This is a genomic window from Halomonas sp. G15 (assembly GCF_021282295.1).
GTDB classification, from domain to species: Bacteria; Pseudomonadota; Gammaproteobacteria; order Pseudomonadales; family Halomonadaceae; genus Halomonas; species Halomonas alimentaria.
The window spans coordinates 25,298-37,338 of sequence record NZ_JAJSPA010000033.1 but is presented as its reverse complement, the minus strand read 5'-3'; the positions used below and the strand labels follow the sequence as shown (position 1 = coordinate 37,338).

General features: G+C 69.3%; 13 protein-coding genes. 8 read left to right on the top strand and 5 right to left on the bottom strand.

Annotated elements, in window-relative coordinates; genetic code table 11:
- Nucleotides 1–266: 266 nt before the first annotated feature.
- Together cysE and LWH48_RS14015 are read right to left on the bottom strand one after the other, a co-directional pair.
- The gene (cysE, locus tag LWH48_RS14020) at nt 267–1,109 is read right to left on the bottom strand and encodes a serine O-acetyltransferase (protein ID WP_232913060.1); all 843 of its coding nucleotides are present in this window, start codon (nt 1,107–1,109) and stop codon (nt 267–269) included.
- A 118-nt stretch (nt 1,110–1,227) separates the two neighbouring features.
- Nucleotides 1,228–1,968 (bottom strand): RNA methyltransferase, encoded by a 741-nt coding sequence (locus LWH48_RS14015; RefSeq protein WP_161429937.1) that lies wholly within the window; start codon nt 1,966–1,968, stop codon nt 1,228–1,230.
- Between the two features lie 156 nt (nt 1,969–2,124).
- On the opposite strand from LWH48_RS14015, the gene LWH48_RS14010 reads away from it, so the two are divergent.
- The gene (locus LWH48_RS14010) at nt 2,125–2,919 is read left to right on the top strand and encodes an inositol monophosphatase family protein (RefSeq protein WP_232913059.1); all 795 of its coding nucleotides are present in this window, start codon (nt 2,125–2,127) and stop codon (nt 2,917–2,919) included.
- A 98-nt stretch (nt 2,920–3,017) separates the two neighbouring features.
- Here LWH48_RS14010 and hisC read toward each other — a convergent pair whose 3' ends face one another.
- Nucleotides 3,018–4,082, bottom strand: a complete 1,065-nt coding sequence (hisC, locus tag LWH48_RS14005; RefSeq protein WP_232913058.1) for a histidinol-phosphate transaminase — start codon at nt 4,080–4,082, stop codon at nt 3,018–3,020.
- Between the two features lie 110 nt (nt 4,083–4,192).
- On the opposite strand from hisC, the gene LWH48_RS14000 reads away from it, so the two are divergent.
- From LWH48_RS14000 to mnmH, 5 genes are all read left to right on the top strand, one after another.
- On the top strand, nt 4,193–5,092 hold the full coding sequence (locus tag LWH48_RS14000) for an AEC family transporter (RefSeq protein WP_232913057.1): 900 nt from the start codon (nt 4,193–4,195) through the stop codon (nt 5,090–5,092).
- A gap of 100 nt (nt 5,093–5,192) precedes the next feature.
- A complete protein-coding gene (locus LWH48_RS13995) occupies nt 5,193–5,642 on the top strand; it encodes a copper resistance protein NlpE N-terminal domain-containing protein (RefSeq protein ID WP_161429941.1) in 450 nt (149 codons plus the stop codon).
- Nucleotides 5,643–5,773: 131 nt separating this feature from the next.
- Nucleotides 5,774–7,150 (top strand): DNA repair protein RadA, encoded by a 1,377-nt coding sequence (gene radA, locus LWH48_RS13990; RefSeq protein WP_161429942.1) that lies wholly within the window; start codon nt 5,774–5,776, stop codon nt 7,148–7,150.
- 50 nt (nt 7,151–7,200) lie between these two features.
- Nucleotides 7,201–8,238 (top strand): selenide, water dikinase SelD, encoded by a 1,038-nt coding sequence (gene selD / locus LWH48_RS13985; RefSeq protein ID WP_232913056.1) that lies wholly within the window; start codon nt 7,201–7,203, stop codon nt 8,236–8,238.
- On the top strand, nt 8,235–9,386 hold the full coding sequence (gene mnmH, locus LWH48_RS13980) for a tRNA 2-selenouridine(34) synthase MnmH (protein WP_232913055.1): 1,152 nt from the start codon (nt 8,235–8,237) through the stop codon (nt 9,384–9,386). Before selD ends, mnmH begins: the two co-directional genes overlap by 4 nt.
- Before the next feature lie 117 nt (nt 9,387–9,503).
- On the opposite strand, the gene LWH48_RS13975 is transcribed toward mnmH, so the two are convergent.
- Complete coding sequence (locus LWH48_RS13975; protein WP_232913054.1) at nt 9,504–10,199, bottom strand: type 1 glutamine amidotransferase; 696 nt, start codon at nt 10,197–10,199, stop codon at nt 9,504–9,506.
- 46 nt (nt 10,200–10,245) lie between these two features.
- Here LWH48_RS13975 and LWH48_RS13970 point away from each other — a divergent pair, with 46 nt between their 5' ends.
- Complete coding sequence (locus LWH48_RS13970) at nt 10,246–10,539, top strand: MGMT family protein (protein WP_232913053.1); 294 nt, start codon at nt 10,246–10,248, stop codon at nt 10,537–10,539.
- A gap of 139 nt (nt 10,540–10,678) precedes the next feature.
- Nucleotides 10,679–11,263 carry a YjaG family protein gene (locus LWH48_RS13965; RefSeq protein WP_232913052.1) on the top strand — a complete coding sequence of 195 codons (585 nt, stop codon included), beginning with the start codon at nt 10,679–10,681 and terminating at the stop codon, nt 11,261–11,263.
- A 3-nt stretch (nt 11,264–11,266) separates the two neighbouring features.
- Here the strand turns inward: LWH48_RS13965 and hisF are convergent, their stop codons facing one another.
- Nucleotides 11,267–12,040, bottom strand: a complete 774-nt coding sequence (hisF, locus tag LWH48_RS13960) for an imidazole glycerol phosphate synthase subunit HisF (protein ID WP_232913051.1) — start codon at nt 12,038–12,040, stop codon at nt 11,267–11,269.
- Nucleotide 12,041 lies beyond the last annotated feature (1 nt).

Here is a 12,041-nt window from a genome sequence, read left to right as displayed (position 1 = left end):
TACCTTGCCACTGCACCTGATCATGGCGATCGACGCCGTGGACATGAAAAACAGACTTTGCGATATCGACGCCGACACGGGTAATGTTCATGACGAGTTCTCCTCACCCTCAGGCTGGTTGGTGTTCTCGCCCACCAGTGTGGCGCAACGACGCCGATATAGGGTGGGGAGGACTCCATCCCATTGCTACCGACGCCATCCCTGGCGTAGGACCTCCTCTACGACTTGCCCCCAGCGCTCCTTCTATACCTGTCGATCTGGTTGGCCTAGTCGCGTCGCTCCCCTTCGCCGGCCTTCTCGGCGGCCGGCGCCTTCTCCGGCATCTTGCAGGCGTCGTCGAGCACCTCGGCGAAGTCCTCGTCACGCAGCTCCGGCAGCTCGCCCTCGCGGTAGCTGGCGTCCACCTTGCGCAGGGTCTGGCACATGCGCTCGAGGCGCTCGTCCACGGCGTGCATATGATCGAGCATCGCCTGGATGGAGCGGGCCACCGGGTCGGGCATGTCCTCGCTGACCCCGTAGGCGTCGAAGCCGAACTTGCGGCGAATCGCCTCGCGGCGCTCGGGGTCGACGTCCAGGGTGTCGGCGGCATCGGGCTCCTCGCGCTTGACGATCTTGCCGGGGATGCCCACCACGGTGGCGCCGGCGGGCACCTCCTTGGTCACCACGGCGTTGGAGCCGATCTTGGCGCCGGTCCCGACGCTGAAGGGGCCGAGGATCTTGGCGCCGGCGCCGACGATCACGCCATCCTCCAGGGTGGGGTGGCGCTTGCCCTTGTTCCAGCTGGTGCCGCCCAGGGTCACGCCCTGGTAGAGGGTGACGTCGTCGCCCACCTCGGCGGTCTCGCCGATCACCACGCCCATGCCGTGGTCGATGAAGAAGCGTCGGCCGATAGTGGCCCCGGGGTGGATCTCGATGCCGGTCAGCCAGCGCGAGAAGGTGGAGAGGCTGCGTGCCAGCCAGCGCAGGTTGGCGCGCCACAGGCGGTGGCTCAGGCGGTGGAGCAGCAGGGCGTGCAGGCCCGGGTAGTTGGTCAGCACTTCGAGGAAGTTGCGTGCCGCCGGGTCGCGGTCGAAAACGCTGTTGATGTCCTCACGCAGGCGTTGAAACATGCAGCGGTCCTTGGGCTTGGATGGGCAGGGCGGCAACCGCCGCGGATGATCATCTCAGTGTGGGGGCGGCGGTGGGGAGCTTCAAGGCAGCCTGCCCCTTTCCGCCGGGCGTTGGCCATCACTCATCCCGCGGCGGGGCGAGCTTCTCGGTATCCGAGAGGATGCCGCGCAGGATATTGAGCTCCATGCGCTCCGGGCGGGCGCGCAGGGTGAAGCGACGCAGCCGGGCCATCAGCTGGCGAGGGGTGGCCGGGTCATGGAAGCCGATGGCGACCAGGGTGCGCTCCAGGTGGGCGAAGTAGTGCTCGAGCTCGGCGTGGGTGGCCAGGGCCTGGTCAGGCTCCACCGGGGCGGCCGGCTCTCCCGCCAGCCAGGCCTGGCGGCACTCGTAGGCCAGTACCTGCACCGCCGCGGCCAGGTTCAGCGAGCTGAAGTCCGGGTTGGTGGGGATGTGCACGTGGGCATGGCAGCGCTGCAGTTCGGCATTGGTCAGGCCGCTGTCCTCGCGGCCGAACACCAGCGCCACCCGGGCGTCGGGGTCGGCCAGCTCCTGGGGCAGGCGGTCGCCCAGCTCGCGCGGCGAGAGCATCGGCCAGGGCAGGGTCCGCGAGCGGGCGCTGGCGCCCACCACCAGGGTGCAGTCGGCCACGGCCTCCTCCAGGGTGTCGACCACCCGGGCGCCGTGGACCAGGTGGTCGGCACCGGAGGCCCGCGACACACTATCGGCGGTGATCGGCTCGCAGCGCGGTGCCACCAGGGCAAGGTCGCTCAGGGCCATGTTGTGCATGGCGCGGGCGGTGGCGCCGATATTGCCGGGGTGGCTGGTGCCGATCAGGACGATACGGATGCGCTCGAGCATGGGTCAGGGTCCGGTGCTGCAGGAAGTTGAGGGGCGCAGTCTAGCATGCGAGCGTCGGGGTGGATGGCGCGTCACGAGCGCTTCTGCTAGGATTCGCGCCAGCGTTTCGAGTGAACGCCCCGTTCTTTAACACCACCGACTCCCCAAGGCCCGATCATGCATCCGATGGTCCAATACGCGCTGCGCGCCGCCCGCAGCGCCGGCGAGCAGTTCCTGCGCATTCGCGAGCGCATCGAGAACTCCCACCAAGAGCACAACCTCGACCGCCTGCTGGAAGACGCCGCGCGCAACGCCGAGACACTGATCGTGCGTCAGCTCTCCCGCGGCTACCCCCAGCACGGCGTCGTCGGCCGTTTCACCCCCCATCGCGAGGGGGAAGGCGAGGGGCGCGACGTGCTGTGGCGCATCGAACCCTTCCACGGCTACTCGAACCTCGAGGTGGCCGCTCCCGGCTTCGCGCTGTCACTGGTATGCCTGGTCAAGGGCCGTGCGGAGCATGCGGTGGTGATCTGCCCCTTCAGCGACGACGAGTACCTGGCCAGCCGTGGCCGTGGTGCCCAGCACAACGGCAAGCGTATCCGTGTCCCCGGCAAGCATGCCGTGTCCGGCACGCGCGTCGCCATGGGGCTGCCCGACAGCTCGCTGCGCAATCGCTACCTGCCCTCCTACCTGACTCTGGTGCAGCAACTCGGTCCGCTCATCGAGGTGCAGCGGGCCAGCGGCAGCGGCCTGCTCGATCTCGCCGAGCTGGCCTCCGGGCGTGCCGATGCCGCCTTCGTGCTGGGCCTGGAGGAGCAGGATCTCCACGTCGGCGGCCTGCTGCTCAAGGAGTCCGGCGCGCTGATGGGGACCCCGGACGGCCAGCCCAGGGTGGAGGCGGATGGCCAGCTGATGGCCGCCGGCCCGCGCCTCTACAAGGCGCTGGTGCAGCAGCTCAAGCCGCACTTCTGAGTCCGCGGCGAGCCTGACCCGAGCCCGAGTGAAAGCCCCGCGGCGCGCAAGTGCCGCGGGGCTTTCGTGTGTTTGGAGGGGGGTTGGTGGGGCGGGGTTCAGGCCGGCGCCTGGCAGAGCAGCGTCAGCGTCTCGATGAGGTTCTCCATCTCGTCATCGGTGCCGATACTGATGCGCAGGTGGTCGCGCAGCGCCTCGGTGTTGAAGTGGCGCACCAGCACGCCCCGCTCGCGCAGCCCCACGAAGAGCTGGGCGGCATCCTGGTCGGGGTGGCGGACCAGCAAGAAGTTGGCCTGGGAGGGCAGTACCTCGAAGCCCAGTCGCTCGAGCGCGCTGCGGGTTTGCTCGCGGGTAGTGATCACCCGTTCACGGCACGCCGCGAAGTGCTCCGCGTCGGCCAGGGAGGCGATGGCCACGGCGCTGGCCAGGCTGTCCACCGGGTAGGAGTTGAAGGAGTCCTTGACCCGCTCCAGCCCCTCGATCAGCTCCCTGGAGCCCACCGCATAGCCCAGCCGCAGGCCGGCCAGGCTGCGCGACTTGGAGAAGGTGCCGGTGATCAGCAGGTTGGGGAAGCGCTCCACCAGTGGCACCGCGCTCTCGCCGCCGAAGTCCACGTAGGCCTCGTCGATCAGCACCACCGACTCGGTAATCCTCTCGAGCAGGGTGGCGATCGACGCGCGATCGTGGCCGTGGCCGGTGGGGGCGTTGGGGTTGGCGAAGACCACCCCGCCCGCCGAGGGGGCGAATGCCGCGAGATCCACCGACCAGTCGGCGGCCAGCGGCAGGGCCTGGCGCTCGATGTCGTAGAGCCGGCAGTAGACCGGGTAGAAGCTGTAGGTGATCGCCGGCATCTGCAGAGCCGCTGCCTGGCGGAAGAAGGCCTGGAAGGCCAGTGCGAGTACCTCGTCGGAGCCATTGCCCACGAACACCTGCCCGACCTCGACGCCGAACTCCGCGGCCAGCGCCTCGCGCAGCGCCCGGGACTCGGGGTCCGGATAGCGGCGCAGGTGGTCGCTGGGGAAGTCGCGCAGCACGGCGCCGACTCCCGGGGCCGGGGGGTAGGGGTTCTCGTTGGTGTTCAGCTTGATCAGGCGCTCGCGGGGCTGCTCGCCGGGAACATAGGGCGTCAGCTCGCGGACCTCGGGGCTCCAGAACTTGCTCATGGCTCTCGCTCGGGACAGTGAGGGATAGCAGGCATGGTGACCCGCGCGGCCGAGCCGCGCAAGCCGTGCTAGGCTGGTGCCCCCTGACCTCTGAACACAACGACATCGCGATGACCGCCCAGATCCTTGCCACCCTGCTGCCGGTATTCCTGATTGCCGGATGCGGCACCCTCTATGGCCGCCTGCGCAACCCCGATATCGCCACCCTCAACACCCTCAACATGGAGCTCTTCGTGCCCATGCTGGTGTTTGCCGTGCTGGCCGACGGCCAGGCCCCGCTGGAGGAGTATGCGGGGCTGGCGCTGGGTGGCACGGTGGTGGTGCTGGGCTCGGGGCTGGTGCTGTGGCCGCTGGTGAAGTGGCTGGGGCTGGAGGTGAAGACCTTCCTGCCGCCGATGATGTTCAACAACTCCGGCAACATGGGCATCCCGCTGCTGCTGCTGGCCTTCGGCGAGGCGGCGCTGCCCGCCGCGGTGGTGCTGTTCATCGTCGAGATGCTGCTGCACTTCACGGTGGGGTTGTGGATGTTGAGTCCCGGCTCCTCGCTGCTGCGCATCCTGCGTCTGCCCATCGTGCTGGCCACCTTCGCCGGCCTGGCGGTCAACCTGCTGGGCGTGCCGCTGCCCGGCTGGCTGCTGGAGGCGCTGCATATGCTGGGCGGAGTGTGTATCCCGCTGCTGCTCTTCGCCCTCGGCGTGCGCATGCTCGATATTGATTTCTCGGACTGGAAGACCGGCCTGCTGGGCGCCGTGCTCTGCCCGCTCTCGGGGCTGGTACTGGCCGCGCCGCTGGTCTGGCTGCTGGGGCTCTCCGGGCTGCAGGCCGCGGCGCTGTGGGTGTTCGCCGCCCTGCCGCCGGCGGTGCTCAACTATCTGGTTGCCGAGCAGTACCGCCAGGAGCCTCACAAGGTCGCCTCGCTGGTGCTGATCGGCAACCTCGGCTCGCTGGTGGTGATGCCGGTGGTGCTGGCGCTGGTCTTCGCCCACGTGCATGCCGGTATCGGCGGATGAGGGGAAACTGTGCGTCGGCCGTATCAGCGGTTATGCTGTGACTCAGGCCGTCAGGCCGCCGTGCATTACGGTGCAACGCCCACTGCCCAGGAGGACACATATGCAAATCAGGACCTTGCTTGCCGGATCGGCGATGCTTGCGCTGCTGGCCGGCTGCGCCGCCGGCCCCACCGATGGCCCTGCGGGTGCCGCCGTGGAGCCCGACGAGGAGCGCTATCAGGGCACTCTGCCCTGCCGCAACTGCGATGGTATCGACCTCGATGTGCTGATGCGTGGCGACGAACAGGCCGCCGCCGAGGATCGCACCTTCGAGCTCAACGCCTCCTATCGTGGCCATCCGCAGAGCCCCCCGGACGAGACCTACGCTGGCAACTGGGAGGTGCTGGAAGGTACCGCCAATGAGCCTGATGCCACCGTCTACGAGCTCACGCCGGACGGCGAGGGGCAGATCTACTACTTCCTGCGCCTCGATCCGCAGACCCTGGAGCTGATCGACCCCGAGCGGCGGCGCTTCCAGAACAGCGAGATGCTGCAGCTCAAGCGTCAGTGATCGCTCGCGGATGACCCCGGGTGATCCGGTGGGGGCGGCCTTCGGGCCGCCCCCTGCCGTTGTGGCCGTTGCCACTGACGCAACGGCCTGACCAGCGACACTTAACGACCCATCCACCGACGAGACACGCCATGGCCAAGGCAAAGAGCGCCTACGTCTGCACCGAGTGCGGCGCCGAATACCGCAAGTGGCAGGGGCAGTGCACGAGCTGCCGAGAATGGAACACCCTCAGCGAGGTGCGTCTCGCCGCGGCTCGACCGGGAGCCGCAGCCGCATCGCCGGCGGCGCGCGGTGGCTATGCCGGCGCCCTGACCCGCGAGGTGGTCGACCTGGCCAATGTCGATCTCAGCGAGGTACCCAGACTCTCCTCCACCTTCGCCGAGTTCGACCGGGTGCTGGGCGGCGGCCTGGTGCCGGGCTCGGCGGTGCTGCTGGGCGGCCACCCCGGGGCGGGCAAGTCGACGCTGCTGCTGCAGACCGCCTGCAAGCTCGCCCAGGGGCGTGGCGTGCTCTACGTCACCGGCGAGGAGTCGCTTTCCCAGGTGGCGATGCGTGCCCACCGCCTTCAACTGCCCACCCAGGGGCTGAAGATGCTGGCCGAGACCAGCGTCGAGACGATCCTCGCCGTGGCCGAGCGTGAGCAACCGGAGATCCTGATCATCGACTCCATCCAGACCATGCACCTGGAGGATATCGCCTCGGCCCCGGGCGGCGTGGCCCAGGTGCGCGAGTCCGCCGCGGCCCTGACCCGCTTCGCCAAGCAGAGCAACACCGTGCTGCTGCTGGTGGGCCATGTGACCAAGGATGGCAGTCTCGCCGGCCCCAAGGTGCTGGAGCACATGATCGATGCCTCGCTGCTGCTGGAGGGCGGCGCCGACTCGCGCTTCCGCACCCTGCGCGGCCAGAAGAACCGCTTCGGCGCGGTCAACGAGCTGGGGGTCTTCGCCATGCTCGAGCACGGCCTCAAGGAGGTGAAGAATCCCAGTGCCATCTTCCTGTCGCGCACCGAGGAGCAGGCGCCGGGCAGCCTGGTGATGGTGGTGTGGGAGGGCACCCGGCCGATCCTGGTGGAGGTGCAGGCGCTGCTCGATGACTCGCCGCTGGGCAACCCGAGGCGCGTGGCGGTGGGCCTCGATGCCAACCGCCTGGCCATGCTGCTCGCCGTGCTGCACCGTCACGGCGGACTATTCACCGGTGATCAGGATGTCTTCCTCAACGTGGTGGGCGGGGTCAAGGTGCTGGAGACCAGTGCCGACCTGGCGGTGCTGCTGGCGGTGGTCTCCAGCCTGCAGAGTCGACCGCTGCCCCGCGAGCTGGTGGTGTTCGGCGAGGTGGGGCTCTCCGGCGAGATCCGCCCGGTGCCCAGCGGCCAGGAACGCATCCTCGAGGCCGCCAAGCACGGCTTCACCCGCGCCATCGTGCCGCGGGCCAACGCCCCCAAGCGGGCCCCCGAGGGGATGGAGGTGGTGGCGGTGGACAAGCTCGCCGACGCCCTCGAGGCCCTGTGAGTTGGGGCCTTGATGTTAGAATACCCGTAACCGATTCCGAGGAGATTCCGATGAGCGCCATCCGCCTGACCCAGTACAGCCACGGAGCCGGCTGCGGCTGCAAGATCGCCCCCGATGTGCTCGACGGCATCCTGGCCCAGGCCGGTCCGGGGGCTACCCATTCGCGGCTGATCGTCGGCAACCAGGGCCGCGAGGACGCCGCCGTCTACGACCTGGGCGACGGCCGCGGCATGATCGCCACCACCGACTTCTTCATGCCCATCGTCGACGACCCCTTCGACTTCGGGCGCATCGCCGCCACCAACGCGATCAGCGATATCTATGCCATGGGCGGTACCCCGGTGCTGGCGCTGGGCATCCTCGGCTGGCCGCTGGACAAGCTGCCCGCCGAGGTGGCCGGCGACGTGATGGCCGGCGCCCAGGCGGTGTGTCGCGAGCTGGGCCTGGCGCTTGCCGGCGGCCACTCCATCGATGCCCCGGAGCCGATCTTCGGCCTGGCGGTGAATGGCCTGGTGGACCTTGCGCACCTCAAGCTCAACAAGGGGGCGAAACCGGGGGACCTGCTGTTCCTGACCAAGCCGCTGGGGGTGGGCATGCTGACCACCGCCGAGAAGAAGGGGCTGCTCGAGGCGGGCCACCAGGGCCTGGCCCGGGAGACCATGCTGCGCTCCAACCGCATCGGCGTGGACCTGGCGAAGGTCTCGGGCGTGCACGCCATGACCGATGTCACCGGCTTCGGGCTCGGCGGCCATCTGGCCGAGGTGTGCGCGGCCAGCGAGGTGGCGTCGCGCATCGACTTCCGGCGCCTGCCCCGCCTGGCCGAGGCCGAGGCCTATCGTCGCCAGGGGGCGGTGCCGGGAGGCACCCTGCGCAATCGTCAGGCCCTTGGGACGAGCCTGCCCGAGATGGACGAGGCCCACTGGCAGTGGCTGTGCGATCCCCAGACCTCCGGCGGCCTGCTGCTGGCCGTGGATCCGGCCTGGGAGGATGACGTCGAGCGCATCGGCCGCGAGCATGGCCTGACCCTCGAGCCCTTCGGCGAGATCATCGAGGCCAGCGGCCCGGCGCGCATCGAGGTGCATGGATGAGTGACCTGCCGCTGGTCGACCCCGACCTGGCGCTGCTGAGCGAAGGGCGGCACCTCATCGATGTGCGCGCTCCCGTGGAGTTCGCCCAGGGGGCGCTGCCCGGGGCGGTGAACCTGCCGCTGATGGATAACGAGGAGCGCCGCCTGGTCGGCATCGAGTACAAGCAGCGCGGCCAGGCCGCGGCGATCGCCCTGGGCGAGCGTCTGGTCAGTGGCGAGGTCAAGGCGGCGCGGGTGGCGGCCTGGATGGCGGAGCTCGAGCGTTACCCCGATGCCATCGTCTACTGCTTCCGCGGTGGGCTGCGTTCGCAGATCGCCCAGCAGTGGATCCGCGAGGCGGGCATCACCCGGCCGCGCATCCGCGGCGGCTGGAAGGCGATGCGCCAGGCACTCTGCGCACGCATCGATGCCGCCGCCGAGCAGCCGCTGCTGGTGGTGGGCGGGCTCACCGGCTGTGCCAAGACTGATCTCGTGTTGGCCCTGGACAATGGCCTGGACCTGGAGGGGTGTGCCCGTCACAAGGGCTCCGCCTTCGGCCGCCACCCGCTGCAGGCCCCCGGCCAGATCGACTTCGAGCATGCCATGGGCCTGCGCCTGCTGGAGTTGCCGGGCCCCGTGGTAGTGGAGGACGAGTCACGCCATATCGGCGGCGCCAACCTGCCCCAGGCCTTCTGGGAGGCGATGCAGCGCGCCCCGCGACTGCGCGTGGAGATGTCCCTGGACTGGCGCCTGGCACAGATCCATCGCGACTATATCGAGGAGCTGTGGGCGGTCTATCGTCGGCAGTTCGGCGAGTGGCTGGGCTGGGCCCTGATGCGCAAGCAGCTGGAGGAGTCCCTGGCCAAGCTGCGCAAGCGCCTGGGCAGCGCACGCCTGGCCCGGCTGCAGCGGCTACAGGCGCTGGCCTTCCGCGAGCATGAACGCGGCAACCCCCAGGCCCACGAGGCGTGGCTGGCGCCGCTGCTGACCGAATACTACGACCCCATGTATCGACACCAGCTGGAGAAGCGTGACCCGGGTCACTTCCTGCATGTGGGCGACTGGGAGAGCTGCCTGGCGGTGGCCCGGGAGTGGTCGAATGAACAGAAGGCAAGGTTGAAAGCGATGTGTGGTCACTCTGTGGCTGAGACCGGCATCGCTCGGGGCTGACCCGGCAACAAGCCTGCGAGGAGGCGCTGTGAATACGTCCCTGTACGCTACCTCGGCCATCCCTGGTCCTCGGACCTCCTCTTCGGCTTGTTCCCGGCGCCCTCGCTAATCGCAGGGTCAGGCTGCTGCCTGGCGCAGCCACTGGCTGAGCAGGCGGTCGAGCAGCGGGGCGAGGCGGTCGAAGCGCCGCGGGTCCCCGAGCATCGCCGCGGTATCCTGGGCGTGGGGGCTGGCCTCGCTGCCCTCGGGCAGTGGCTCGTTGGCGAGCAGCGTCCCGACGCTCTCGGCGGTGGCCTCCAGATGGCAGAGCAGCCCCAGCACGCGGCCGTCGTCCCAGCTGAAGCCCTGCAGCGGGCTCGCCTCGCTGCCACCCAGAGGCAGGGCGTTGTCGGGCAGGGCGAAAACCTCGCGATGCCACATGAAGGCCTCGAAGCGCTCGGGCAGGTCCAGGCCGCTCTCCGCGGCAAGCGTGACCGGGTGCCAGCCGGTTTCCGCGAAGGTGCCGCGGGCGACCACCGCACCCAGCGCCGTGGCGATCAGGCGAGCGCCGTAGCCGATGCCCAGCAGCGGCCTGTGGCCGTCCAGGGCGCGCTCGACCAGCTTGCGCTCGCGCCTGACCCAGGGCTGGCGAGTCTCGTCCAGGGGACCTTCGGGGCCATCGAGCAGCACCAGGGCATCGCCGTCGCCGGGTTTCGGCGGCAGCTCGCCGGCGTCGAGGTGGAATACCGTGTGGCTGTGGCCCATGCTGGTCAACCAGTCGGCCAGGCGTGCCGGCCCCTGGTGGGGGGCGTGCTGGAGCAGATGAACGTGCATGGGTAACCTCACCAGCGTTTGCAACGGACAGGGGGCGCAAGGGTACATGAAGGCCGGCTGGAGGGAACAGGTCCTGACCGTCATCGCCGAGATCCCGCCCGGGCGGGTGACCACCTATGGGCGCATCGCTGCCATGGCCGAGGGCGCCACGCCGCGGTTGGTGGCCCGTGCCCTGCGCGAACTGCCCACCGGCCACGACCTGCCGTGGTTTCGCATCATCACCGCCTCGCGCAAGCTGGCCGACCACCCCGGCGCCGCCGAGCAGCGCCAGCACCTGGCCGCCGAGGGGGTGCTGCTGGATGCCCGCGGCCGGGCACCAGTGGAGCGGATGTGGCCGTGAACAGACCATAGACACTGAACCTGCCCGAGGAGCGCCGGGGTCAGGTCGTATAGGATGTGAAGGCCTGTCGCCGGGTCAGCTCCGAGTACTGCCATGGTCGAAGGGGGCAGCCGACATAACCAACAGCCAAGGAGAGTCCATGAGCGGTTTCTTTCAGCGCCTGCAGGGCCTCGAGCCTCATCGCCAGCAGGCCTTCATGGCGGCGCTGTGCGAGCGCCTTCTGCCCAACTATGCGCTCTATGCCCAGACCGCCGGCCATGGCAACCCGGCGGGGCTGCGCGCGATCCTCGACCTGGTGTGGGAGCGGCTGGCGATTGCGGGGGCGCGCATCGACTTCGAGCGCCAGGCCGAGAAGCTCGCCGAGCTGGCACCGCCGGAAGATGACGACAGCTTCGGTGCGCGGCGCGCCACCGAGGTGGTGGCGGCGCTCTCGGCGCTCCTCGACACCCTGCAGGGCGAGGCGCCCGAGGCGGTGCTGGAGGTGAGTCGCGCCTCGCGAGGCGGGGTGCGGGCCTTCATCGAGCTGACCGAGGGCGAGGAGGACGGCGAGCGCTTGGCCGCCCTGGTGCGCGAGCATCCGCTGATGGTGGACGAGAACGACTTCCAGGACGCAGTGCTGGAGGCGGTGGAGGCAGGCCCCCTGGATCGTGACGCCCTCAAGACGCTGCGCCGGCTGGGGCGCAACGAGGGCGTCAGCAACCTGGGCCTCTCCGCCGAGGAGTAGTGCCTACAGGCGCATCTCGATGCCGCGTTCGGCCATGTAGCGCTTGGCCTCGGGGATGGTGTACTCGCCGAAGTGGAAGATGCTGGCGGCGAGTACCGCGTCGGCGCCGCCGTCGATCACGCCCTCCACCAGATGGTCGAGGGTGCCGACCCCACCGGAGGCGATCACCGGTACACTCACTGCCTCGCTGATGGCGTGGGTCACGCCGAGATCGAAGCCGGCCTTGGTACCGTCGCGGTCCATGCTGGTAAGCAGCAGCTCGCCTGCGCCGTACTCCACCATCTTCTTCGCCCACTCCACGGCATCGAGGCCGGTGGGGCGGCGCCCGCCGTGGGTGAAGATCTCCCAGCGCGGGGCCTCGCCCTCGGCGGAGACCTTCTTGGCGTCGATGGCCACCACGATGCACTGGCTGCCGAAGCGCTCGGCGGCCTCGCGCACGAACTCGGGGTTGGTGACCGCGGCGGTGTTGATGGAGACCTTGTCGGCGCCGGCGTTGAGCATGGTGCGGATATCATCGCAGGTGCGGATGCCGCCGCCCACGGTCAGCGGGATGAAGACCTCGCCGGCGATGCGCTCGACCATCTCCACCGTGGTATCCCGGTCCTCGTGGCTGGCAGTGATGTCGAGGAAGGTGATTTCGTCGGCGCCCTGCTGGTTGTAGCGCTGGGCGATCTCCACCGGGTCGCCGGCGTCGCGGATGCCGATGAAGTTGACGCCCTTGACCACGCGGCCGGCGTCGACGTCGAGGCAGGGGATGATGCGCTTGGCGAGTCCCATG